Raw genomic sequence first — 21,462 nt, 5'->3', positions numbered from 1 at the left:
CGCGACTGGAACGCAGCGTAGCACATAGTTCTGACAGTATCTTTCAGTGCCCAGGTGGCGGAATTGGTAGACGCGCATGGTTCAGGTCCATGTGCCGCAAGGTGTGGAGGTTCGAGTCCTCTCCTGGGCACCACGGAATTCTAATCAAGGCAGTTTCAAACTGGCTTGATCAAAAGGCTAAGAGCCCCGGAAATCGAAAGATTCCCGGGGCTTTTGCTTTCCGCGGGGCTTTTGCTTTGCCGGGCGATTTACGTTGCCCCACGCGTTTTGCTTTCCCCGGTCAGCGCCAGGGCACCTTGCGATTCAAATGATGACGCGCGTAAAGGTCCGCGCCCATGCCGTCGATCTGACCATCGATCAACGCCTCGAACGGCGCCAGCAGCGCGTCGAAGTTGCGCGGCGCCTCGATGGCATTGAGCGCGTGCGTCACGGCCTCGATGGTGGACAACGCGCCCGGCACATCGGCATGGCGCACACGGTAGCGCGTCGACAGGCCCGGCGGCAGCATGACGCGCGGCAGCGCGGCAAGCGCCGGGTTGATGTGCAGCAGCTTGCGCGCATGCCCCCACGTGCCGTCCGGCACGATCAGCCGGATGGGCGTGTCCATGTCCTGACCATAGCCCGGCGTCAGCACGTCGGCGCCCTCTCCCGGAAACAGCAGGCGCGGGGCGCACCCCGGCGCTGCCCAATCCGCCTCGGAAAAATATTCACCGACGACACGGCGCGCGCCCGCGATTCCCAGCACTGCCAGGCGCGCCGTGTTCAGCGCGTGGCGCGCTTCGCTGGGATGCTGCAGGACCACCACGCTGGTGCGGCAGGACAACGACGGGATCAGAGCGCAAAGGCAATGCGACAGCGGGCGCAGACAGCGCGTGCAGAGGGATCGAGACATGGCCGACACTATATCGAAAGCGGACCGCACAAAAAAAGTGAAAAAAATGCAGACGAAGTTGCACACTTCAAAAAAAGTGTGCATAATCTCGTTCCTCTGCTGCTGAACACGAAACGGACGCGAAAGCGACGCAACATGTGAAGCAACAGCGCCCAGGTGGCGGAATTGGTAGACGCGCACGGTTCAGGTCCGTGTGCCGCAAGGTGTGGAGGTTCGAGTCCTCTCCTGGGCACCAATTACTACATCACGAGGTACCTGTCGTGATGCGCCAAAAGAAAAACCCCGAATGCGAAAGCGTTCGGGGTTTTTGCTTTGTGCGCGCCAAACTGCGGAGGGCGAGGCGCCGCCGCGCATCGGCTGCGGCGCACGCCCCCAGCGCGGCGCGCTACTTCAACGTGCGCGTCATCACCACGTGCGGAATTCCGGCCTCGACGAACTCTTCGCCTTCGGCCTTGAAGCCATGCGCTTCGTAAAAGCCCGCGGCGTGCGTCTGGGCATGCAACACCAGCATGCGGTGGCCGTCGCCGTGCCCCTGCCCGATCAGCGCATCGAGCAACTGCCCGCCCACGCCCATTCCGCGCGCGCGCTTGTGAACCGCCATGCGGCCGATGTGACCGTCGGGCAACAGGCGCCCCGTGCCCATCGGCGTGCCATCGGGTCCATACGCCACGGCATGCACCGACACCGCGTCGTCGTCATCCATCTCGATTTCCGGCGGCACGTTCTGCTCGACCACGAAAACCGCGTGGCGCACCGAATAAGCGTCGTCGCGCAAGCGATCCCAGGTTCCCAGCGCAATACGCACCGTTGCTTCTTTGTTGGCCGACATGTCCTACCCCTACGTTGCAGCAAATGAATAACTGAATCCTACGCCGCATTTTCGCAAGGATGAAGAAGGTGCGAAAAGGGGTACGATCGCGGCTTGCCCTTGCCGCCCTTGGTCCGCCATGACGCCTGCCGCGCCCCCTGCCTGGTTGAAAGCCGCACCCGCGCTCTTTCTCGTGCTGTGGTCCAGCGGCTTTGTCGTGCTCAAGGTGGGCCTGGCCTATGCCGATCCGCTGACGTTCCTGGCGTTGCGCTACGCATGCGTCGTGTTGATCCTTGCGCCGCTGCTGCTGGCGCTGCGGCCGCCGCTGCCCACGCGGGCCAGCGCATGGGGTCACCTGGCGATGGTGGGCCTGCTGCTGCAGGCCGGCTACTTCTGCTTCACCTACCTCTCGCTCAAGCAGGGAATGTCGGCGGGCGGCGTGGCCCTCATCACCTCGCTTCAACCCATCCTCATCGGCCTGCTGGCGCCCGCGCTCGCGCATGAACGCGTCGACGCCAGGCGGTGGGCCGGCCTGGCGCTGGGCGTGGCGGGCGCCGCGCTCGTGATCGTGGCCAAGGCCTCGATCGACGTGCTGGCGCCGCTGGGGCTGGGATTCGCGGTCGGCGCGCTGCTCTGCCTCACGGGCGGCACGCTCTACGAAAAGCGCTTCGGCACGCAGATCCATCCCGTCGCCTCCAACTTCGTCCAGTATGGCGTGGGCCTTGCCGTGTCCGCGCCGTTGGCATTCTGGCTGGAACCCATGCGCATCGAATGGACCGGCCCCTTGCTCGGCTCGCTCGCCTATCTGGTCGTCGGCAACTCCCTGGTCGCCATCACCCTGCTGCTGGCCATGATCCGCCATGGCGAGGCCTCGCGCGTGTCAGCGCTGTTTTTCCTGGTGCCGCCCTGCACGGCGATCATTGCGCTGCTGATCCTGCGCGAGCCCATTCCCCCGCTGGCCTGGCCTGGCATGGCGCTGGCCGCGCTGGGCATCCTGCTGGTGACCCGCAAGCCGGCCAGCGACGCCAAGTAGAATGACCGCCTTTCCGCCCTTGCGCCCTCGCCCATGAACGCCGTCGTCACCGCCGCCCTGCCGGTCTTTGCGCTGATACTGACCGGCTGGCTGGCCGCCCGCTGGCGCATCCTGGGCACCCACGCGACCGACGCGCTGAATCGCTACGTGGTGTACCTGTCCTTGCCCGCGCTGCTGTTCCGCGCCATGACGCAGGTGGACCTGGCGCAGATGGCGCACTGGGGCTTCGTCGGCGCGTTTGCGGGCGGCATCGCCATCACGTTCGTGGTTTCGTTCCTGGCGCGCGGGCGCCGCGCGCAGACGCTCACCGACCGCAGCATCGAAGGCCTGGCGGCGTCCTACGCCAACGCCGGATACATGGGCATTCCGCTGTGCCTGGCGCTGCTTGGCGCCGACAGCCTGGCGCCCGCCACTTTCACCACGCTGCTTACCGCAAGCGTGCTCTTCGGATTTGCCATCGCCCTCATCGAGTTCGATCGGCAGCAGACGCCCAACCTGCCCGCGACGCTGCTCAAGGTAGGCCGCGCCCTGATCCGCAATCCGCTGCTGGCCGCCCCGGTCCTTGGCCTTGCGTGGGCGGCCACTGGTGCCCGTCTGCCCGAAGGCGTCGACCGCTATGTGGCCTTGCTGGGCACGTCCGCCAGCCCGTGCGCGCTGGTGACCATCGGCCTTTTTCTGGCGCAGACGGAAACCGCGGCCTCCGGACCGGGCGTGATGCGCCTGGTGCTGGGCAAGCTGCTCCTGCAACCGGCCGCGACTGCGGTGCTGGCGTTCTACGTGTTCTCGATGCCGCCGCTGTGGGCCTGGACGGCCGTGCTGATGAGCGCGCTGCCCATCGGCACCGGACCGTTCATGCTGGCCAAGATGTATGGACGCGACGCCCGCGTGACCTCGCGCGCCATCCTGGTCAGCACCGTGGCATCGGTGGTGACGGTCAGCCTGCTCGTCGCGTGGATCAGCGCGCACCCCGTCTCGTGAACTCACCAGCGGCTCTATATAACTTGACGTTATTGCTAAAGCACGAATCCTTGGTTTGAGATATTTACTGACAGGACTAGACTGACGTCCATTCCCACGGGTGCGCCTTTCGCACCCGTTTGCATTTACGACTTGATCCTCGGGATTTTCATGAGCGCCAACGCCTCCTCCCTGCCGCTGCCCTCGGCCCTGCCGCCCATCCACATCAATCGCAAGCCGCTCTGGATTGCGGTGCTGCTGGTCGTGGCCGGCGCCCTGTACCTGAACCAGACCGTCAGTTGGCGCCAGGGCGCGCTGTGGGTGGTCGGCGCACTGCTTGGCGTCACGCTGTACCACGCTTCGTTCGGTTTCACGCAAGCCTGGCGCGTGTTCGTGTCGGACCGCCGCGGTGCCGGCCTGCGCGCGCAGATGCTGATGCTCGCCGTGGGCGTGCTGCTGTTCTTTCCCTTTCTGGCCGCCGGCACGCTGTTCGGTCAGCCGGTCAACGGCTTCGTGTCGCCCCCGGGCGTCTCGGTCCTGCTGGGCGCGTTCCTGTTCGGCGTCGGCATGCAGCTGGGCGGCGGATGCGCGTCGGGCACGCTCTTCGCAGTGGGCGGCGGCAACACCCGCATGGTGGTGACGCTGCTGTTCTTCATCGTGGGTTCGGTCATCGCCACGGCCAACTTCGGCTGGTGGTCCAGCCTGCCGGCGCTGGCGCCCACGTCGCTCATCAAGACCTGGGGCCTGGCGCCCGCGATCCTCGTCAATCTGGCCGTCTTTGCGCTGATCGCCTGGATCGCCACCACGCTGGAAAAGCGCCGTCATGGCCACGTGATTTCCTTCGCCTCGCGCACGGCTCGCCCCGTTTCGCTGCTGCAGGGTCCGTGGCCCCTCGTGTGGGGCGGCGTGGCGCTCGTCGTGCTGAACTTCGCAACGCTGGCGCTGGCCGGACGCCCCTGGGGCATTACGTCCGCTTTCGCCTTGTGGGGCGCCAAGACGCTGGATGCCCTGGGCGGCGACGTCGCCACCTGGGCCTACTGGGCCAAGCAGCCGTCGCTGGCCGCGCCGCTGCGCCAGGATGTCACCACCGTCATGGACATCGGCCTCATGCTGGGCGCGCTGGCCGCCGCCAGCGCGGCCGGCAAGTTCGCGCCCGTCTGGAAGGTGCCGGCGCGCTCGCTCGCGGGCGCCGTGATCGGCGGCCTGCTGCTCGGCTATGGCTCGCGCCTGGCCTTCGGCTGCAACATCGGCGCCTACTTCAGCGGCATCCTGTCGGGCAGCCTGCATGCCTGGCTGTGGCTGCCTGCCGCGTTCGCGGGCAGCGCACTGGGCGTGCACCTGCGCCCGCTGTTCGGCCTGGCCGTCGAAAAGACACCGCCGGCGTCCAGCTGCTGAGAAACAGTGTTCCAGCAATGGCCTCCTGATGCAGGAGGCCATTTTTTTTGCCCCGCCGCCAGGCCAGTGAACATGCGCCTTTCAGGCTATCCCCCGGCTGCGCAAGGCCCGCGCCGGCGCGCGCGCGCACGGCCCGCCATTCATCCGGCAGCCAGCGGCCCTGGTGTATGGTTGCTGCATTCCGAAAAGCGGAGACGGACATGAACTGGATAGCCGGCCGATTCACGGCCTTTCTGTTGACCCTTGCAGGCGCGGCCATCACCGCGGCCCTGGCCGCCACCGCGTCGTTGTGGTGGCTTGCGGCAGCCGTGCCGCTGGCGCTGCTGGGCGTGCTGGGCGTGTACGACCTGATCCAGCCGCGGCATGCCATTCGCCGCAATTATCCGGTCATCGGCAACCTGCGATTCCTGTTCGAATTCATCCGCCCCGAGATCCGCCAGTACTTCCTGGAGGACGACACGCAGGCCTCGCCGTTTTCGCGTGCGCAGCGTTCCATCGTCTACCAGCGCGCCAAGCGCGAGATCGACAAGCGCCCCTTCGGCACGCAGGAAGACGTCTACGGCGACCGCTACGAATGGATCAACCATTCCATGTCGCCCTCGCATATCAACGACACCGACTTTCGCGTCACCGTGGGCGGGCCCGACTGCACGCAGCCCTATTCCATGTCGGTGTTCAACGTGTCGGCCATGAGCTTTGGCGCGCTGTCGGCCAACGCGGTGCTGGCGCTGAACGAAGGCGCGCGGCAAGGCGACTTTGCGCACGACACCGGCGAAGGCGGCATCAGCCGCTACCATCGCCAGCCGGGCGGCAGCCTCGTCTGGAACATCGGCTCGGGCTATTTCGGTTGCCGCGACGAGCACGGCGCGTTTTCGGAAGAAGCGTTTGTGCGCAACGCCTGTACGCCGCAGGTCAAGATGATCGAGATCAAGCTGTCGCAAGGCGCCAAGCCGGGCCACGGCGGCATCCTGCCGGCGGGCAAGGTAACGATCGAAATTGCCGAGGCGCGAGGCGTGGCGCCATGGCAGGACTGCAATTCGCCCGCCAGCCATTCCGCGTTCGACAGTCCGATCGGCCTGATGAAATTCGTGGCGCGCCTGCGCGAGCTCTCCGGCGGCAAGCCCGTCGGCTTCAAGTTCTGCGTGGGGCATCCCTGGGAGTGGTTCGCCATCGTCAAGGCGATGCTTGAAACCGGCATCACCCCGGACTTCATCGTGGTGGACGGCGCGGAAGGCGGCACGGGCGCGGCGCCCGTGGAATTCGTGGATCACGTGGGCACGCCGCTGCGCGAGGCGCTGCGACTCGTGCACAACACGCTGATCGGCGTGAACCTGCGCGACCGCATCAAGCTGGGCGCGTCCGGCAAGATCATCACTGCGTTCGACATGGCCCGCGTGATGGCGATGGGCGCCGACTGGTGCAACGCCGCGCGCGGCTTCATGTTTGCCATCGGCTGCATCCAGGCCCAGGCCTGCCACACCGGCAAATGCCCCACCGGCGTCACCACGCAGGATCCGCTACGGCAACGCGCGCTGGTGGTGCCCGACAAGGCGCAGCGCGTGGCCAATTTTCACAAGAACACGCTGCATGCACTTGCAGAACTGCTGGCCGCGGCCGGCCTGACCCACCCGGGCCAGTTGCGCCCGCACCATATCGCGCGACGCATCTCGCCCAGCGAAATCCGCCTCTTGTCCGCGCTGTTTCCGGAGCTGGCGCCTGGCGAGCTGTTGCGCGGCGAGTTCCGGCACCAGGTCTTCCGCGCAGGCTGGGCGATGGCGCAGGCGCAGTCGTTTCAGCCCACCCACGACATCACCACGGCCCTGGCGCGCGAGCACGCCGCACAGGCCGCCGCGGCCGGCAACTCCTGAACGGCGCTGACGGGCGGCGCGGACAGGATCCGAGCCGCCCGCGCACCCGCTACAACCAGCGCTCGAACATGCGCGAGAACGACTCCATGAAGCGGTCGTCCAGGCCGCGCTCCTTCCAGGCCTCGGGCGTCACCTGCTCGGCATCGGCCACGTCGCGCTGGAACAGCGCCTCCATCTCGGCCGCGAACTCCGGTCCCAGCACCACGGCGTTGATCTCGTAGTTCAGCGCAAAGCTGCGCCAATCCATGTTGCTGGACCCCACGGTCGACCAGACGCCATCGACCACCGCCGTCTTCGCATGCAGCAAGGCGTCGCGACGTTCGTAGATCTTCACGCCAGAGCGCAGCAGATCGGTGTAGTGCGAACGCCCGGCATGAAACACCAGCGACGAGTCGCTGAAGCCCGGCAGCACCAGCACCACGTCCACCCCGCGCCGCGCCGCGGATTGCAGCACCTCGATGAACGCCGGATCCGGCACGAAGTACGCCATCGTGATGTGGATGGATTTCTGCGCGCTTTCGAACGCCGACATCAACGTCAGATAGACCGTGTAGCCGTCGCTGCGATCGGGCTGGTTCGCAAGGATGCGGACCGCGGTGTCGCCGACCGCAGGCGCAACGTGCGAATCGCCGCCCTTGATGGGCTCCTTGGCCTGCGATGCCCAGCCGGCCTGCAACACCTGTTCCAGCTGCGCCACCGCCGGCCCTTCGATGCGCAGGTGCGTGTCGCGCCAGGGCGCGGAGTCGGCATCCTTGGCGGGCTCGCCCGCCTTGGCGCCCGAGCCGCCGCCGGATCCCGACGACCCGGAGCCGCTTCCGCCCGAGAACGAAGACGACTCGTACACGCTGCTGACGTTGATGCCGCCCAGGTAGCCCACCTTGCCGTCGACGACCAGCACCTTGCGGTGGTTGCGCTGATTGGGTGACCAGCCGGCGCGCGCGTTGACCGGATTGACGGGATTGAAGACCGCCACCTGCACGCCCGCATCGCGCATGCGCTGGAAGAGGTCATCGGGCGTCTTGATCGTGCCGACCGCGTCCACCATCAGCGACACCTCGGCGCCGCGGTTGCGCGCCGCGATCAGCGCGTCTGCAAAGCGATTGCCCTCCGCATCGTCGTCGAAAATGTAGGTTTCCATGTGCACGTAGCGGCGCGCCTGGGCGATGGATTGGAGCATCGCCTTATACGTGCTGGGCCCGTCGGCAAGCAGGCGCACCCGATTTCCCTTGACCAGCGGCGCGCCGCTGACCGCCTGCTCCACCGCCAGGTGCCGTGCAAGAAAATCATCCTTGGGGGTTTGAGGGTCCGCAGCAATGCCTTGCCCGCGACGATAGCTGTCCTGTGCCGCATCCGCGGACAGGCCTGCTTGCGCGGCGCGCGCGTGCCGCTCCTGCGCGTCGGGGACGCTGGCGCAGGCGGCGAGCACGGATGCGACGCACGCAAACAGGACGGCGCGCGCCCAGCGGCGCGCGTCGGTCGTCAGTGCTTGCAGGGCATTGCGCGGCCCACCCCGGCTCAATGCCGGTAATGGGCTCATCATGCGTCTCTAGCGTCGATTACCCGCCACGAAAATGCAGCCGAGCACGGCGCCCACTATCGCCGCCACGCCGACCGACTTCCATGCATTCTCATGCACGTATTCGTCCGCGTAAGCGGTGGCCCGGCGGGCTCGTTCGCGGGCGACGCCTTCCCAGCCGCCAGCGGATTCACGCGCATCGGCGAGCTGGCGCTTCAAGCGCGCGCGCGCCGCTTCGATTTCGGAGCCCGTATACGACGCGGTCGAACGCAACAGATCTTCCGTGCCGGCGAGCAGCTCGTGGAAGCTGTCATTCACGCGTTCACGATGCAAAGCCATTTCAGCGCGCTGGTGCTTTCGATTCATGCTAGCTCCTTCGATTTTTTCTTGGAAGTCCCATTGTCCACACCAACGGCCCAAAACTGCCCGAGCTTTCGCAACCAGCGGTAAACCGATATTTCAGCGGCCCGAAACTTGCTGATGGCGGAGTCGGAACGCCCGCGCGTGACCTTGCAGCCCCTTCCCGTATTCCGCCAAACGCGGTTTCGATTTCGTAAAAGTCCATTGCATTCAGAGGCCTGGCGCTTGACACGCAAACCCCCTCAGCCGCCACAATGAGTCTTTGCAATGCGCTTCAACCGCCCCAAAAAGGAACTGAACGCATGGTTTCTCCTTCCGCACTCCTTGCCGCCGTCGCCCCCGAATTCATCGCGCAGGAGCCGCAGCACCCCAGCGCCGAGCAGATCGAATTGCACGAAGGGCTGCTCGACAGTGCCGCCCACATCGATCCCAAGTTCCTGTACGACGCGCTCGGCTCGTCGCTGTTCACGGCCATCACACAACTGCCCGAATACTATCCAACGCGTTGCGAAGACGAGATCTTCCAGCGCCACGGCAAAGATATCGCGCGCCACGTTGGCCCCGTGCAGGCCATGATCGACCTGGGCGCCGGCGATTGCGTCAAGGCCGAGCGGCTGTTCGCCAGCCTGCGGCCCAGCCACTATGTGCCCGTCGATATCTCGGCCGACTATCTGCAGGCAGCCGTGCGGCGCCTGAAGCTTTCGTATCCGGACATGCGGATCACGGCTGTCGGCCAGGATTTCTCGCATGAACTGGCGATGCCCGAAGGCGTTCCGGCACAGCAACGCCTGTTCTTCTATCCCGGCTCCAGCATCGGCAATCTGGGTCCCGATGCCGCGTATGCCATGCTGCGGCGCATCCGCGAAGCCTGTCCCGGCGGCGGACTCGTGGTCGGCGTCGATCGGGTCAAACCGAAGAGCGTGCTGGAACCGGCGTATGACGACGCCCTGCACCTGACGGCCGCGTTCAACCTGAATCTGCTGCGCCACGTGAACACCGTGCTCGGCAGCGATTTCAACGTCGATGACTGGCGCCACGTGGCGCTCTTCAACAGCGAACGTTCGCGTGTCGAAATGCACCTGGAGGCGCAGCGCGCTGTGCACGTTGCCTGGCCCGGCGGCCATCGCGAGTTCAAGGCCGGCGAACGGATCCACACCGAGAACTCCTACAAATTCACGCCGCAAGCCTTCAGCGATCTGCTCCACCGCGCGGGCTTTCGCGACATCGCGCACTGGTCGGACGCCCGCGACTGGTTTTCTGTTTTCAGCGCCCGCGCCTGACGCAGGGCGCCCACGATTCTGGAGATATCCCCATGGACCCCGCATGCCTGCTGACTCATCCCGCCATCGGGCCTTATGCCAGCGGACAAGCCGGACAGCACGACCGGTACGACGCCGTACGCTCCACCACCGCCGCCTTGGCCGCGCCCTTGAGCGCGGAGGATTGCCAGGTGCAATCCATGCCCGATTGCAGTCCGGTCAAATGGCATCTGGCGCACACCACCTGGTTCTTCGAGACCTTCCTGCTGGCGCGCCATGACGCGTCCAGTCCGCCCTTCCATCCGCAATACCGGATGCTTTTCAACTCCTACTACAACGCCGTCGGCGCAAAACATCCGCGCCCCCAACGCGGCCTGTTGTCGCGCCCGCCGCTGTCGGAAGTGCTGCAATACCGGCAACACGTTGACGAAGCGATGCACCTGCTGATCTCGCGCCTGGGCGGCAACGATCCCGAATTCGACGCGCTGCTCGAGCTTGGCCTCAATCATGAGCAACAGCATCAGGAACTCATCCTGACCGATCTGAAGCACATGCTGTCGGCCAATCCGCTCAGGCCAGCGTACGTCGCGCCGGGCCAGCCCGCGCAGCCGCCCGCTACCACACCGGGCTGGACCCGGTACGACGGCGGCATCACTCGCATCGGCCACGACGGACGCGGCTTCGCCTTCGACAACGAAGGGCCGGCCCACGACGTCCTGCTGACGCCCTTCTCCCTGTCCGATCGCCTCGTGACACAAGGCGAATACCTGGCCTTCATGCACGACGGCGGGTACCAGCGGCCCGAACTGTGGCTCTCGATGGGATGGGACATGGTGAGCGCACAAGGCTGGCGCGCCCCGCTGTATTGGGAAAGCTCGGACGATGCGTGGCGCGTCTTCACGCTACGCGGCATGCAGGACCTGGAGCTGCACGCCCCGGTCACGCACGTCAGCTACTTCGAGGCCGACGCCTACGCCCGCTGGGCCGGCGCGCGCCTGCCGCGCGAAGCGGAATGGGAACACGCCGCGCGCCAGTTGTCGGAGGACACCTATTCGGCCCGCGCGAACATGCTTGAAAACGGTCACCTGGACACGCGCCCCGCCCCGGCGCGCCACAGCTCGGGCGGTCCCGTGCAATTGTTCGGCGACGCGTGGGAATGGACCTCAAGCGGCTATGACGCCTATCCCGGGTTTCAGCCCAGCGCGGGCGCCGTCGGCGAATACAACGGCAAGTTCATGTGCAACCAATACGTGCTGAGGGGCGGCTCGTGCGCGACGCCGCGCGACCACATCCGGCCCAGCTACCGCAACTTCTTTCCGCCAGAGGCGCGCTGGCAGTTCTCGGGCATCCGCCTGGCACGGGATGTCTGAAGGGCGGCGCGAGACCTTATCAGCACTGGCTGAACAAGGCGTCCAGACCGGCCGAAAAAATTTGGCCTGGGCCCACTTGCACTCCAAAAAAACTTCGTGCTAGAATTTCGTTCTTCGTTGAGCGGCACTTGCAACGCAAACCGAACGGCGAAAAAAGGATGGCGCATTAGCTCAGCCGGTTAGAGCGACGGAATCATAATCCGCAGGTCCCCTGTTCGAATCAGGGATGCGCCACCAAGAAATTTAAAAGGGCCCGCACACTGTGCGGGCCCTTTTGCAATCGGGCAGGTTATTTACACCCGAAGCACCACATTAAACCCGATAGACCGCATCGCGGCGGCGGCCGCCCCAGGTGGCAGCCAGGCTCGCCACGAACGCGCCGATCAGCATCGACGCAAAGCCCCACAACGCGAACGCCGCAGCAGCCTTGCGGGCTGCGTCTGCAGCTTCCTTGGCCTTCACCTTGGCTTCTTCCGCGGTCTTCTTGGCGTTCTGGATCGCCTCGTCGACGCGGCGCTGCGCGACGGCGGGCTCCACACCGGCCTGCGCGGCCACGACCTTCACCACGTAGTCGCGATCGGCCGGCGTCATGTCGCCGCGGGTGATGCTCATGGCGACGATGCGGCCAACTTCGGCACGCGCCGCTTCAGGATCGGTGTTGGCCTCGGGACGTTCCGAGCGCATCAGGGTGTCGGTGAGATAGTCGGTTGCGCGCTCCATGCCACCGCCACTGCTCGCACCGGCAGCACCGGCCGTCGCCGCCGCGGTTGCCGCCGTGCCGGCCGTGGCCGCCACCGAAGCGCCGGCCTTGGCAACGCCGGAAGCCATCGACGCGAGCGCGGAGCCCAGCAGCGCGGCGCTGACCACGGCGCTCAGCGCCCAGACCAGAAAGCCGTGCGCGGTGTCGCGAAAGTAGACCTCATCGGAATGCACGTCGACCCATTTCGTCCGCAGGCGCCCGGCGACATAGCCGCCGATGCCGTACGAAATGATCTGCGTGAGCAACATCCAGACAATGATGCCAATGCCGATGGCGGGGGCCGACATGCCCTCCTCGCCCCAGGGCGAAACGGACAGAAAACCGAGGCCGGTGCCGCCGGCAAACAAGGCAAGCGACAGCGCCGCGGCGATCACCGCGCCGGCGAATACCGCCGCCCACGAAACGGCCGAAATGGCGGACTCACGTGGAGGCACGCCATCGGCATAAGGTTGGCTCAATGAAGACGTATTTTGCATGATCGATCCTTGTCCAGAGACTTACGCAGCCGCGCACACGCGGGTGCCAAAGCGGAAATGACGCACTGGCCTTCAATGCCAGAACAGAGCCAGCAGGATGATGATGGGAATGGGCACGCCGAGCAGCCACAACAGAATTGAGCGCATGGAAACCTCCTTGCTTCGATGAAGGGATCGGAATTGAAGTAATGCTGGCCGCAATCAGGCCAGGTCGATGGTGCCGGGCGCGCGGGGATCCGGCGCGGGCGGCGTGGGGTCGATGACGTCGGGGTTGTCCGTGGGACGGCCCGGGTCCGGACGCGGATCGTCCGCAGGCGGGTTTCCCGGGAGCGCCGGATCGTCAGGCGTGAGATCGTCCGGTTGACCGGGCTCTCGATGCGGGATCTGGGACATGATTGCCTCTCCTCAAGCAGCGCAAGATGCGCCTTGCATGAGCATCAGCAAATGGCGTGCCCAAGTCCGGTAAACGGCCGGGCGCCATGGAAGGACAGCGCGCGGCGTCAGTCCTTGCGCTTGCCGCCGCTCGCGGCCGGCGCGCGTTCGGACGTGTCGTCCGCGAGAAATGCAAGGACGGCGGCCTTGCCGGCCGTCGACGCCTCATCCTGGCTGGGATATCGCCTGTCCGAATAATTGGTGCTGCGCACATTGCCGGATTCGGGATCGAGCAAGGTAATGATCCACGCAAACTCGCCGGGCGAAAGCTGGCGGACCTGCAAAGTGGCGCGCGTGCCAGGGCGTAGTTTTTGCGGCATCTGGCGGCCTCTCCGGTGTTTTGATCACGCCATCGTAGCGCAATCGCGCCGCGTTGCCGAAGCCTGTTCCGCCGTCGGAAATTGCTGCGACCGCACACGATTTTCATGCTGCACTCTACGCGGCAAATACGCCACAAAGCCGCCCGCCGGCAAGGAAAACCCTAGGGTGCAGTCTCGCAATACAGGCGCACAATCGACACAAACATCAAGACCGCACAGCGGCGCCGCATCCCCTAAATCAGGCGAGGACGGAGACAACATGACTTACGTAGCAGTTTTCATGAGCTGTTTGATGGTTATGGGTATCGTCGCGTTGGTGATTCAAACGATACGAAGCGCAGGGCCCGAGCCCTTGCTGAAGATATCGGCGGCGATTGTCAGTTCCACTTTTGCATCGCTGCTGCTGGTTCCCTTGGGGTTCGCAGTCGCCCTGACGATGCTCGTCGAGTAAATCTCCCCCTCTCAAGACACGGCCCGGACTATCCGTTGCGGGCCGGTCTGCCGCGCGTCGCTGCCCAGCACAACAATGAACCGGCGGTGACCATTGCCACGCCCTGCCAGAACGACAGGGTGAGCGGCGTGGATAGCCACAGCGCGGCAAAGAAGGTGGAGAAGACCGGCGTGAAGTACGACGCGGTAGCCAGCAGGGTCAGGTTGCCCCGCAGTATTCCCACGTTCCACAGTGCATAGCCGCTTGCCATGGCGCCAGCGGCCACGCACAACTCGACCGTGGCGGGCGCGGCAAACACCAATGCGGGTTCCGCGCTGAACAGGTACTTGATCCACAAGACCGCTGCCGTGAGCATGAAAAACAGCGCGACGCCATTCTTGCCGTCCGCAAAGCGCTTGGTCACGTTGCAGTAAACGGCCCAGATGATGGCGCCGCTGAAGGCCAGTCCATAACTCAGAGGATTGCTCGACACATTCGCGGCGGTGCGTTCAATTGACAGCCCGTCCGTTCCGCCCACGACCCAGACGATGCCGCAAACCGACAACAAGATGCCCGGCGCCACCCACCAGCTCGCCCGCTGCCCATTGATAAGCATGGCGAACACCACCGTCAGGCATGGCCACAGGTAATTGACGATGCCCAGCTCGATGGCTTGCGCACGATCGGCCGCGAATCCCAGCGACAGCGACAGGCATATCTCATAGGCCACGAACAGCAGGCTGCCCACGATGAGATACGACCGGGGAAACGTGCGCAGCTTGGGCAATCCCAGCAACAGCACCAGGAAGATGAACCCTCCCGTATAGATCAGCGCGGCGCCGCCAATGGGGCCGAAGTTTTCACTGACGCCCCGGATCAGGCCGACGACCGTGCCCCACAGCAGGATAGCCAGCAGACCCAGGGTGGTGGCCGCGTTCCGGCCAGGATTCAATTGCATTACCGTTTCCGATTGCGCGCCGTGCATGCCCGGCAATCAGACCGGACCGGCGCCAAGGCGGCAAGTTTAGCGAAAACCCAACGGAGAAATAGCGGCATGGCCATTTCTACACGCAGGATGAGCGACGTGCTGGCAAGCACGGATTCGGGGCGCCTTTACCGCATTGAAGTGTTCTTGCGGGCGGACGAAGCGGGCGCCAGCCCCATGCCGCTTGCCGCATCGCGCTACATACTCAGAACGTCCGAAGGCGATCCTGTCGTCGCGCTGGACGACAGGCGCTATCGCTTGAAATCGGGCGAGGTCCTGACCGCGCTGTCGCCGCGCCAGGATATGTGACGCGCATGGCGACGGGCTGCGGACCTACTGGTCCTGCGCCACCCGGCGCTTGCCCAGGCCCTTGGCGCGGTACAACGCCACATCGGCCCGCTCGAGCAACTGCAACATGGTGGCGCCCGATTGGGGATACACCGCGATGCCGATGCTTGCCGACACCGCGACACGCACGTTGGGATACGGCAAGGACAGGCTCTCGACCAGGGCCTCGGCCACCAGCCGCGCGTTCTCCTGGTTGGCGCCCAGCAGCAGCACCGCGAATTCGTCGCCGCCCAGCCTTGCCGCCACGTCCGAGACCCGGATGGCGCTGGCCATGCGATCGGCCGCCTCTTTCAGGACCGTGTCGCCGGCCGCGTGCCCGTGCATGTCATTGACCGCCTTGAAGCCGTCCAGGTCGATCGCCAGGATCGAGAACGAATCGCCGCTGCGCTGGGCGACCGCCAATTCACGCAGCACCAGTTCCCCGAACAGCACCCGATTGCACAGGCCGGTGAGCGGATCGTAGTGCGCCAGGTGCTGGGCGCGCGCCAGCTTGCGCGACGCCTGCAGCATGGCAGCGCCCACCTCCTGGGCTTCCTTGATGCGCGTGGCGGGCAGGTCCACGGTCCGGCCTTCGCCCAGCGCGAGCGCCGGCGCGACCAGCCCCTGCACGGCCGACGTGAGCCGGCTAGCAAGCCTGAGCGCCAGCCACAACCCCAAACCGAACGCGAACAACGTACCCAGACCAATCCACGCGATGGAGCGGTACAGGTCCGTGGTCAGCAACTGCATGGGCGCGCCGGCGGCGACCGTCCAGCCCGACAGCGTCGACCGGCTGAACGCGGTATAGACGGGCGTGCCTTCCTTGGTGATCGTCTCCAACGAGCCTTCGCCTTCCTGCTGCACGGCGCGGGCCAGCGCCGGCACCGCTTTCTGGCCCACAAATTTGGAGGTGTCGCGGGTGCGGGCGATGATGGTTCCCGAGCCGTCCAGCACGGCGGCCACCCAGCCCTCGGGCAGGGCGCGGCGGCCCAGGACGTTGCCGATGCGCTCGGGCGACAGTCCCACGTTCAGGCTGTACACCACCTCTCCGTCCCGCACGACCGGCACGCCCAGCGCGATGGTGGGGTCCTTGGTCAGGCCGCCGGTGAAGAGACTTGTCAGCACCGGCATGCGCGTCAGGAAGACGCGACCCAGTTCATCGGGCGCCCTGCCAGTTGGCAAGGCCGTGCCGTAGGGCACCTGCGTGTTGATGATCTGCCGGCCTTCCTTGTTCGTCAGCACGTAAGTGTCGGCGATCTGAAAGCGCACGGACTCGCGCGCGCGCCGATGGAAGCCGGCGAGATCGCCCTCGACCAGATCCGGCGAGGACGCCAGCATCTGCAAACCGGCTTCAACGCCGGTGAGTTCGCGATCCAGGATCGCCGTGAGATTGCGCGCCAGGAAGATCGTGTCGCGGTAGATCCGCTCTTTCTGGATGACGTAGCTTTCGTAGACGGCGACCGTCGCCACGATGAGCGCCGGGGTAATACAGGCAAAGACGAGGGCAAGCAGCCCCGTCCGCATGGAATAGCGGCGCGCCCGGCGGCGGCGCACGCCAGCAACCGTTTCGCCGTCAGCCATCGCGCGGCCTGCCCCTCGGTCTGCCCATCGCCCTGCTATCTCTCTTCCAGGTCCGGCGTGCCTGAAAACTGGCTCTTGAGCAGCGTCAGCGCACCTTTTTCAGCCAGCGCTTCGTTGGGAAACACGTGCTTGGTGTCTTCAAGAACCGGAAAGCCGAAGACGCGCACGCGTGCGTGATATCCCTCGGGCGTTTCGGCGAACTCAATGTCGAAGTTGCGTTCCTCGATCCAGCCCGACCGATGCAGTTTCCATTCCATATCCGGCGCGCTCCTGTTTGGCGAAGTTGACACGAAAGGCCGGCCGCGGTTCGGCCAGCGCTGCTACACCTTACACCCGGCCGGGCGCACGCGGGCGCCCGGCGAGATCATTCGTCGCGGGACTGGCGATCCCTGGCAAGCGCTGCCTGCGCGCGCGCGCCGGCGCCCCCGGACGCCGGCGGCGAACCGGCCACAGGGTTGCCCGGCAGGGGCGCGCTCACTGCGTGCACACCGCCCGCGTCGCCTGCCGCGGGTGAAAACAGATCCCAGCTTGCCATGAACAACGCCGCGATGAGCGGACCGATCACGAATCCGTTCAGCCCGAACAGCGCCATGCCGCCCAACGTGGAGATCAGGATCACGTAGTCCGGCATCTTCGTGTCCTTGCCCACCAGGATGGGCCGCAGCACGTTGTCGACCATGCCGATGACCAGCACGCCGAACGCAATGAGCACCGCGCCCTTGACCACGGCACCGGTCAGCAGGAAGTACACGGCTACCGGCGCCCAGATCAGCCCCGCCCCGATCGCGGGCAGCAGCGACAGGAAGGCCATGATGACGCCCCACAGCAGCGCACCCTGGATCGAGAGGATGGAAAAGATGATGCCGCCCAGCGCGCCTTGCGCCGCCGCGACCGCGACGTTGCCCTTGACGGTGGCGCGCACCACGGTCGTGAACTTGCGGAACAGGTGCTGCTTGTGCGTGTCGCTCAGCGGCACGGCACGGCGCAGTCGCGCCGACAGCAGCGGACCGTCGCGCAGCAGGAAGAACAGCAGATACAGCATGATGCCGAAGCTGACCACGAACTGGAACGTGTCCTGCCCGATGTTCAAGGCCTGGGTGGCCAGGAACTGGCTGGCCTGCATTGCACCGGCCGTCAGCTTGTCCTGCAGGCTGGCGATATCGGCCAGGTCGAAGCGCGCCAGCAATGCGTGCACGGACGGCGGCAGTGCGTCCATCGCCTGCTGGAAGTACGCGCCAAAGTTGATTTGCCCGGACTTGATGCTTTGGTAGAAATTCGCCCCTTCGTTCACGAGCGACCCGCTGATCACGACCAGCGGAAGAATCACCAGCAGCAGCACGAGCAGCAGTGTGATGAGCGCGGCCAGATTGCGCCGCCCGCCAATGCGCGCCACCAGGCGGCGCTGCAACGGCGCGAAAAGGATGGCAAGAATGGTGCCCCAGAAGACGGCGCCATAGAACGGCCACAACAGCCAGCCGAACGCGATGGTGACCACCACGAGCAGGAGCACGAAGGTCCTGTAATGCACGCCTGAAGAATCGCTCATAGTCAGTCCAAGGCACGGCATGCGCCGCAAGAGCCGCATTGTACAAAGCGCGGCCGGGCGCCGCTGGGATCGCGACGGGGCTGGCGCATGGCTAGGGCGCGGCCGAGCCCGCGCTGGCAGCCTGCAGCAGCGTTGCGCGCGCGGCTTCCAGCCCACCCGACTGCGCGTTCAATGCTTGCAACCGCTGGTTCAGCTCCTGTTGCAAGGTCGGCTTGGCCACCTTTGTTTGCCCATCTTCGAACTGGATGTCCGCGGCATTGGCCGCCACGAAGTCGGCAATGGCCAGCGCATCGCGGGCAATCGCATCCATCCGGGATGCCGCGTCGATCAATTCCCCGGCCGGCGCCGTCACCGCCTCGTCATAGACGCCGTCATAAACGGGCGCCAGGTCGGCGGGCAAGGCAAGATCCGCGCGCGCCTTGTCTGCCTTGCCGCGCGCCGCCTGAACCTGGGCGGCACTGCCGGCCAGCGTCTTGCGTGCGGCCTCCAGGCTGCCCCGGCGCGCCACGATCTCTTCAACGGACTGAATCGTCTCCACCGACAACACCTCGCGCAGGGGCGCCGCCGCCTTGGCCAAGGCCTCCTGGAAAACCGTCATGACCTCGTACGCGTCGTCGTAGCCGCCAATGGCTTCCTTTTCCGACTTGCCCAGCATGCCGATCGGCACGAGCGTCACGTTGTTCATCCGACCCTGCAGCAACTGTATGAATGCGGCGCGCTCCTGCGGTTCCTTGTTGACGCACGCCGCCAGCAACATCGAGACGACCGCCATGCCTGTCACCCACGCGCGAACCCAAACCATGCGCATCCTGTTAGCACTCCGATTCCGCAGATTACGGCCGCACGGGGCGGGCCATTCCGGCAGATTATCCGGTAGCGCCGCCAATGGGGCCAGAAGGGGCGGAATTTGTTGCCATCGAAGCGAGTTGACACAGTGCGCGCCGCGCCGCGTGCCCGCGTCGCAGCCCTTGCGCATCCTCTAAAATCGAACATTCGGCGGCCGGTTGCCGCCTCTTCTCATTGCCTTGGCTGACGACATGACTCAGAACGCTTCCCCCCTGCCCTGGGGCTTCACCCTGCCGGATTGCCGCGGCGCAAACGCCCTGCTTCATTTCATGAATGACCTGGCGCGCGTGGTCAATCAATACCTGGGCCACGGCAAGTTGTCGGAGAAAGCGCTGGCGGATGCGCAAAAGGCGGTCAATGCCTTGCTCGAGCGCTATGTGGAAATCCAGGCGGCCCCGGAGGCCTTTGATGACGAACGTATCGAACTCGCCCTGGAAACCCAGCAGCAGCCCGATGGCACGACCGGCGCCCAGGTGGCGCTGCGCATGTCGCCACGCCTGGAAGGCCTGATCATCGAAGCCCAGCGACAGGCCCGCCCCGCAACGCACTAATAGGCAAGGGCGCACGTCCTGCGCCCTCCTTTTCGAAAATGCTTGCATAATCGCTCAAATGTCGATAATATCGACGGTTGGATCTGAAAGAGCAGACCTTTGAGGGTCAGCCCGGCCAAGCTAAACGCCTGTGGCCACCCCCTGCCAAGATCCGCCCGACAGCGCTGGCGTCCTAGCGAAGTACAACGCAAAAAACGCAACCCCAGCGCCGCATCGGGAACGCCTTCACCCGTCCGCCAGTCCGGACCGGCATGAAGCAAACCCAACCCAAATGATGGCTTCACCCGCTACCACGCGGGCGTACACCAACGCGCCGGCAATCTTGTCTTTCGCCGCGCAGCCTGAATCGATGCCCTCCAAGACTGGACGAAAGCATCACTTCGCCGGACCCGGCGCGCAAAAAACATGAGAATGCGCAAAAGGACGGCAGCAGCAATGCGTTAGTGTCATGTAGCGCGTGTCCAATCATATCCGGCGGACGCAGCGCATCAACGCACACTCATGGCGGCAATTTTCCCGCCCGGTGCGTTCACCATGGCAAGACGCAGCTTTTCCTATAACTAGAACCTAAAGAGAACACAACATGAACACTCGTTTCACCACCACCGACCTGATCCGACGCCCGGCCCACACGCAGCTCGATGACATGCCCATCCACATCGGCGACATCGTCTATCTGCAGCCGGCCGACGGCCCCGAGATTCGCGCCACGGTCATCTTCAATGCGCCGATCAACGGCACGACGACTTACACCACTGAAGTCGTGCCCTGCGGATCGGCCGTACAGAAGGCGCCGGGCCAACGCATCCGGTTCCGCCACGAGCACGTGCATCGCATCGAACCGGTGCGCCGCAACGCTCGCTGATCTGCCTCAAAACCGCCGCCTGACTAGTGCGGCGGTTTGCTTTGTGCGTGATAAAGTCCGGGCAACTCCAGTCCGCCGATCTCAACATGCAGAACAATCGTCTCGCGGTCCGTATCTGGGACCTCCCCACCCGACTCTTTCACTGGGCCCTCGTCGTCTGCATCGTCGGCGCGTTCGTCAGCGTCAAGATGGGCGGTCTGTACATGGACTGGCACGTGCGTTTCGGCTGTACGGCGCTGGGCCTGATCCTGTTTCGCCTGATCTGGGGCTTTGCCGGACCGCGCTATGCCCGCTTCGCGCATTTCGTGCGCGGCCCGGGCGCCGTGGTCCGCTACCTGAAGGGCGCCGCCGCGCCCGCGGGCCACAATCCGCTGGGCGCGCTGTCGGTCATGGCCTTGCTGCTGGTCGTGGGCTTTCAGGCGGTCAGCGGCCTGTTCACCACCGACGACATCATGACGCAGGGCCCGTTGTTCGGGTATGTCTCGGAAGCCACCGCCAGCGCAATGACGTCCTGGCACAAGCTCAACGAGTGGGTCATCATCGGCCTGGTCGCGTTGCACCTGCTGGCCGTCATCTGGTATGCGGTCGTGCGCCGCAAGCGTCTGGTGCGTGCCATCATCACCGGCAACGTCGACGCCAAGGATGTCCCGGCCGGCACGCCGCCCGCGCAGGATGGGCTGGCGGTCTGGCTGCGCGCCCTGGTGCTGGGCGCCTGCGTAACGGGACTGGTGCTGTGGATACGATCGCTCGAGATCGTGTCCGACATGTCCTTCTCCTGATCGGGCCCTGACCCGTCCTGCCATAGGTTGACACCTACGGCACGGTATCCGTAGCAGGCTACGGACTGAACACCCGGTGAACTTCATCGGGTGTTTTGCATTGTAG

23 protein-coding genes and 3 tRNA genes are annotated in these 21,462 nt (G+C 65.3%); 14 read left to right on the top strand and 12 right to left on the bottom strand.

Going from position 1 to position 21,462, the window contains the following annotated elements; translation table 11 throughout:
* Nucleotides 1–48 precede the first annotated feature (48 nt).
* Nucleotides 49–133: transfer RNA gene (locus tag ASD87_RS08910), tRNA-Leu, on the top strand.
* Nucleotides 134–280: 147 nt separating this feature from the next.
* Here the strand turns inward: ASD87_RS08910 and ASD87_RS08905 are convergent.
* A complete protein-coding gene (locus ASD87_RS08905) occupies nt 281–892 on the bottom strand; it encodes a tRNA-uridine aminocarboxypropyltransferase (protein WP_056320229.1) in 612 nt (203 codons plus the stop codon).
* 150 nt (nt 893–1,042) lie between these two features.
* Between ASD87_RS08905 and ASD87_RS08900 the strand changes: the two genes are divergently transcribed.
* Nucleotides 1,043–1,127 (top strand) — tRNA-Leu (locus ASD87_RS08900).
* Nucleotides 1,128–1,277: 150 nt separating this feature from the next.
* On the opposite strand, the gene ASD87_RS08895 is transcribed toward ASD87_RS08900, so the two are convergent.
* Nucleotides 1,278–1,721 carry a GNAT family N-acetyltransferase gene (locus ASD87_RS08895; protein ID WP_056320068.1) on the bottom strand — a complete coding sequence of 148 codons (444 nt, stop codon included), beginning with the start codon at nt 1,719–1,721 and terminating at the stop codon, nt 1,278–1,280.
* A gap of 118 nt (nt 1,722–1,839) precedes the next feature.
* On the opposite strand from ASD87_RS08895, the gene ASD87_RS08890 reads away from it, so the two are divergent.
* The 4 genes from ASD87_RS08890 to ASD87_RS08875 all read left to right on the top strand — a co-directional run bounded on the left by ASD87_RS08890 (nt 1,840) and on the right by ASD87_RS08875 (nt 6,953).
* Nucleotides 1,840–2,733 carry a DMT family transporter gene (locus ASD87_RS08890; RefSeq protein WP_056320063.1) on the top strand — a complete coding sequence of 298 codons (894 nt, stop codon included), beginning with the start codon at nt 1,840–1,842 and terminating at the stop codon, nt 2,731–2,733.
* A gap of 33 nt (nt 2,734–2,766) precedes the next feature.
* Nucleotides 2,767–3,711: an AEC family transporter gene (locus ASD87_RS08885; protein ID WP_056320060.1), complete on the top strand. Its 945-nt coding sequence runs from the start codon at nt 2,767–2,769 to the stop codon at nt 3,709–3,711.
* Between the two features lie 150 nt (nt 3,712–3,861).
* Nucleotides 3,862–5,085 carry a YeeE/YedE family protein gene (locus ASD87_RS08880; RefSeq protein WP_056320058.1) on the top strand — a complete coding sequence of 408 codons (1,224 nt, stop codon included), beginning with the start codon at nt 3,862–3,864 and terminating at the stop codon, nt 5,083–5,085.
* A gap of 200 nt (nt 5,086–5,285) precedes the next feature.
* On the top strand, nt 5,286–6,953 hold the full coding sequence (locus ASD87_RS08875; RefSeq protein ID WP_056320056.1) for an FMN-binding glutamate synthase family protein: 1,668 nt from the start codon (nt 5,286–5,288) through the stop codon (nt 6,951–6,953).
* Between the two features lie 49 nt (nt 6,954–7,002).
* On the opposite strand, the gene ASD87_RS08870 is transcribed toward ASD87_RS08875, so the two are convergent.
* Together ASD87_RS08870 and ASD87_RS08865 are read right to left on the bottom strand one after the other, a co-directional pair.
* Nucleotides 7,003–8,490, bottom strand: coding sequence for a phosphatidylserine/phosphatidylglycerophosphate/cardiolipin synthase family protein (locus ASD87_RS08870; RefSeq protein WP_082586243.1), 1,488 nt, complete (start codon nt 8,488–8,490; stop codon nt 7,003–7,005).
* 9 nt (nt 8,491–8,499) lie between these two features.
* Nucleotides 8,500–8,835, bottom strand: coding sequence for a YqjD family protein (locus tag ASD87_RS08865; protein ID WP_056320053.1), 336 nt, complete (start codon nt 8,833–8,835; stop codon nt 8,500–8,502).
* 296 nt (nt 8,836–9,131) lie between these two features.
* Between ASD87_RS08865 and egtD the strand changes: the two genes are divergently transcribed.
* The 3 genes from egtD to ASD87_RS08850 all read left to right on the top strand — a co-directional run bounded on the left by egtD (nt 9,132) and on the right by ASD87_RS08850 (nt 11,695).
* Nucleotides 9,132–10,109 carry an L-histidine N(alpha)-methyltransferase gene (egtD, locus tag ASD87_RS08860; RefSeq protein ID WP_056320050.1) on the top strand — a complete coding sequence of 326 codons (978 nt, stop codon included), beginning with the start codon at nt 9,132–9,134 and terminating at the stop codon, nt 10,107–10,109.
* A 32-nt stretch (nt 10,110–10,141) separates the two neighbouring features.
* Complete coding sequence (gene egtB, locus ASD87_RS08855) at nt 10,142–11,458, top strand: ergothioneine biosynthesis protein EgtB (RefSeq protein WP_056320048.1); 1,317 nt, start codon at nt 10,142–10,144, stop codon at nt 11,456–11,458.
* Between the two features lie 160 nt (nt 11,459–11,618).
* Nucleotides 11,619–11,695 (top strand) — tRNA-Met (locus tag ASD87_RS08850).
* A gap of 75 nt (nt 11,696–11,770) precedes the next feature.
* On the opposite strand, the gene ASD87_RS08845 is transcribed toward ASD87_RS08850, so the two are convergent.
* The 3 genes from ASD87_RS08845 to ASD87_RS08835 all read right to left on the bottom strand — a co-directional run bounded on the left by ASD87_RS08845 (nt 11,771) and on the right by ASD87_RS08835 (nt 13,446).
* Nucleotides 11,771–12,694 (bottom strand): hypothetical protein, encoded by a 924-nt coding sequence (locus ASD87_RS08845; RefSeq protein WP_056320046.1) that lies wholly within the window; start codon nt 12,692–12,694, stop codon nt 11,771–11,773.
* Nucleotides 12,695–12,895: 201 nt separating this feature from the next.
* The gene (locus ASD87_RS08840; protein WP_056320045.1) at nt 12,896–13,087 is read right to left on the bottom strand and encodes a hypothetical protein; all 192 of its coding nucleotides are present in this window, start codon (nt 13,085–13,087) and stop codon (nt 12,896–12,898) included.
* A gap of 107 nt (nt 13,088–13,194) precedes the next feature.
* The gene (locus ASD87_RS08835; RefSeq protein ID WP_056320044.1) at nt 13,195–13,446 is read right to left on the bottom strand and encodes a hypothetical protein; all 252 of its coding nucleotides are present in this window, start codon (nt 13,444–13,446) and stop codon (nt 13,195–13,197) included.
* Between the two features lie 259 nt (nt 13,447–13,705).
* On the opposite strand from ASD87_RS08835, the gene ASD87_RS08830 reads away from it, so the two are divergent.
* Entirely contained in the window at nt 13,706–13,897 is a 192-nt protein-coding gene (locus tag ASD87_RS08830; RefSeq protein WP_056320042.1) for a hypothetical protein, read from the top strand.
* Between the two features lie 28 nt (nt 13,898–13,925).
* On the opposite strand, the gene yddG is transcribed toward ASD87_RS08830, so the two are convergent.
* Nucleotides 13,926–14,834 (bottom strand): aromatic amino acid DMT transporter YddG, encoded by a 909-nt coding sequence (yddG, locus tag ASD87_RS08825; RefSeq protein WP_056320039.1) that lies wholly within the window; start codon nt 14,832–14,834, stop codon nt 13,926–13,928.
* 96 nt (nt 14,835–14,930) lie between these two features.
* Between yddG and ASD87_RS08820 the strand changes: the two genes are divergently transcribed.
* On the top strand, nt 14,931–15,170 hold the full coding sequence (locus tag ASD87_RS08820) for a hypothetical protein (protein WP_056320036.1): 240 nt from the start codon (nt 14,931–14,933) through the stop codon (nt 15,168–15,170).
* A 24-nt stretch (nt 15,171–15,194) separates the two neighbouring features.
* Here ASD87_RS08820 and ASD87_RS08815 read toward each other — a convergent pair whose 3' ends face one another.
* The 4 genes from ASD87_RS08815 to ASD87_RS08800 all read right to left on the bottom strand — a co-directional run bounded on the left by ASD87_RS08815 (nt 15,195) and on the right by ASD87_RS08800 (nt 19,291).
* Nucleotides 15,195–16,769: a sensor domain-containing diguanylate cyclase gene (locus tag ASD87_RS08815; RefSeq protein ID WP_056320032.1), complete on the bottom strand. Its 1,575-nt coding sequence runs from the start codon at nt 16,767–16,769 to the stop codon at nt 15,195–15,197.
* Between the two features lie 35 nt (nt 16,770–16,804).
* Nucleotides 16,805–17,026, bottom strand: coding sequence for a hypothetical protein (locus ASD87_RS08810; RefSeq protein WP_056320030.1), 222 nt, complete (start codon nt 17,024–17,026; stop codon nt 16,805–16,807).
* A gap of 107 nt (nt 17,027–17,133) precedes the next feature.
* Nucleotides 17,134–18,315 carry an AI-2E family transporter gene (locus ASD87_RS08805; RefSeq protein WP_235512664.1) on the bottom strand — a complete coding sequence of 394 codons (1,182 nt, stop codon included), beginning with the start codon at nt 18,313–18,315 and terminating at the stop codon, nt 17,134–17,136.
* A 91-nt stretch (nt 18,316–18,406) separates the two neighbouring features.
* Nucleotides 18,407–19,291: a DUF3053 family protein gene (locus tag ASD87_RS08800; protein ID WP_235512663.1), complete on the bottom strand. Its 885-nt coding sequence runs from the start codon at nt 19,289–19,291 to the stop codon at nt 18,407–18,409.
* A 61-nt stretch (nt 19,292–19,352) separates the two neighbouring features.
* Here ASD87_RS08800 and ASD87_RS08795 point away from each other — a divergent pair, with 61 nt between their 5' ends.
* The 3 genes from ASD87_RS08795 to ASD87_RS08785 all read left to right on the top strand — a co-directional run bounded on the left by ASD87_RS08795 (nt 19,353) and on the right by ASD87_RS08785 (nt 21,356).
* Nucleotides 19,353–19,712, top strand: coding sequence for a hypothetical protein (locus ASD87_RS08795; RefSeq protein ID WP_056320025.1), 360 nt, complete (start codon nt 19,353–19,355; stop codon nt 19,710–19,712).
* A gap of 583 nt (nt 19,713–20,295) precedes the next feature.
* Nucleotides 20,296–20,577 carry a hypothetical protein gene (locus ASD87_RS08790; protein WP_056320023.1) on the top strand — a complete coding sequence of 94 codons (282 nt, stop codon included), beginning with the start codon at nt 20,296–20,298 and terminating at the stop codon, nt 20,575–20,577.
* An 86-nt stretch (nt 20,578–20,663) separates the two neighbouring features.
* Complete coding sequence (locus ASD87_RS08785; protein ID WP_056320020.1) at nt 20,664–21,356, top strand: cytochrome b/b6 domain-containing protein; 693 nt, start codon at nt 20,664–20,666, stop codon at nt 21,354–21,356.
* The last annotated feature ends 106 nt before the right edge of the window (nt 21,357–21,462 follow it).

The organism is Achromobacter sp. Root170 (assembly GCF_001428165.1).
GTDB classification, from domain to species: Bacteria; Pseudomonadota; Gammaproteobacteria; order Burkholderiales; family Burkholderiaceae_B; genus Achromobacter; species Achromobacter mucicolens.
This window is presented reverse-complemented; position numbering and strand designations above follow the sequence as displayed.

What these genes read in the sequence shown, in the direction of transcription:
- ASD87_RS08795 (WP_056320025.1), top strand. Translation starts at nt 19,353, where the DNA reads ATGACTCAGAACGCTTCCCCCCTGCCCTGGGGCTTCACCCTGCCGGAT.
- egtD (WP_056320050.1), top strand. Translation starts at nt 9,132, where the DNA reads ATGGTTTCTCCTTCCGCACTCCTTGCCGCCGTCGCCCCCGAATTCATC.
- ASD87_RS08865 (WP_056320053.1), bottom strand. Translation starts at nt 8,835, where the DNA reads ATGAATCGAAAGCACCAGCGCGCTGAAATGGCTTTGCATCGTGAACGC.
- ASD87_RS08815 (WP_056320032.1), bottom strand. Translation starts at nt 16,769, where the DNA reads ATGGCTGACGGCGAAACGGTTGCTGGCGTGCGCCGCCGCCGGGCGCGC.
- ASD87_RS08870 (WP_082586243.1), bottom strand. Translation starts at nt 8,490, where the DNA reads ATGAGCCCATTACCGGCATTGAGCCGGGGTGGGCCGCGCAATGCCCTG.
- ASD87_RS08885 (WP_056320060.1), top strand. Translation starts at nt 2,767, where the DNA reads ATGAACGCCGTCGTCACCGCCGCCCTGCCGGTCTTTGCGCTGATACTG.
- ASD87_RS08895 (WP_056320068.1), bottom strand. Translation starts at nt 1,721, where the DNA reads ATGTCGGCCAACAAAGAAGCAACGGTGCGTATTGCGCTGGGAACCTGG.
- ASD87_RS08880 (WP_056320058.1), top strand. Translation starts at nt 3,862, where the DNA reads ATGAGCGCCAACGCCTCCTCCCTGCCGCTGCCCTCGGCCCTGCCGCCC.
- ASD87_RS08835 (WP_056320044.1), bottom strand. Translation starts at nt 13,446, where the DNA reads ATGCCGCAAAAACTACGCCCTGGCACGCGCGCCACTTTGCAGGTCCGC.
- ASD87_RS08905 (WP_056320229.1), bottom strand. Translation starts at nt 892, where the DNA reads ATGTCTCGATCCCTCTGCACGCGCTGTCTGCGCCCGCTGTCGCATTGC.
- ASD87_RS08840 (WP_056320045.1), bottom strand. Translation starts at nt 13,087, where the DNA reads ATGTCCCAGATCCCGCATCGAGAGCCCGGTCAACCGGACGATCTCACG.
- egtB (WP_056320048.1), top strand. Translation starts at nt 10,142, where the DNA reads ATGGACCCCGCATGCCTGCTGACTCATCCCGCCATCGGGCCTTATGCC.
- ASD87_RS08830 (WP_056320042.1), top strand. Translation starts at nt 13,706, where the DNA reads ATGACTTACGTAGCAGTTTTCATGAGCTGTTTGATGGTTATGGGTATC.
- ASD87_RS08800 (WP_235512663.1), bottom strand. Translation starts at nt 19,291, where the DNA reads ATGCGCAAGGGCTGCGACGCGGGCACGCGGCGCGGCGCGCACTGTGTC.
- ASD87_RS08805 (WP_235512664.1), bottom strand. Translation starts at nt 18,315, where the DNA reads ATGAGCGATTCTTCAGGCGTGCATTACAGGACCTTCGTGCTCCTGCTC.
- ASD87_RS08890 (WP_056320063.1), top strand. Translation starts at nt 1,840, where the DNA reads ATGACGCCTGCCGCGCCCCCTGCCTGGTTGAAAGCCGCACCCGCGCTC.
- ASD87_RS08790 (WP_056320023.1), top strand. Translation starts at nt 20,296, where the DNA reads ATGAACACTCGTTTCACCACCACCGACCTGATCCGACGCCCGGCCCAC.
- ASD87_RS08845 (WP_056320046.1), bottom strand. Translation starts at nt 12,694, where the DNA reads ATGCAAAATACGTCTTCATTGAGCCAACCTTATGCCGATGGCGTGCCT.
- ASD87_RS08785 (WP_056320020.1), top strand. Translation starts at nt 20,664, where the DNA reads ATGCAGAACAATCGTCTCGCGGTCCGTATCTGGGACCTCCCCACCCGA.
- yddG (WP_056320039.1), bottom strand. Translation starts at nt 14,834, where the DNA reads ATGCAATTGAATCCTGGCCGGAACGCGGCCACCACCCTGGGTCTGCTG.
- ASD87_RS08875 (WP_056320056.1), top strand. Translation starts at nt 5,286, where the DNA reads ATGAACTGGATAGCCGGCCGATTCACGGCCTTTCTGTTGACCCTTGCA.
- ASD87_RS08820 (WP_056320036.1), top strand. Translation starts at nt 14,931, where the DNA reads ATGGCCATTTCTACACGCAGGATGAGCGACGTGCTGGCAAGCACGGAT.
- ASD87_RS08810 (WP_056320030.1), bottom strand. Translation starts at nt 17,026, where the DNA reads ATGGAATGGAAACTGCATCGGTCGGGCTGGATCGAGGAACGCAACTTC.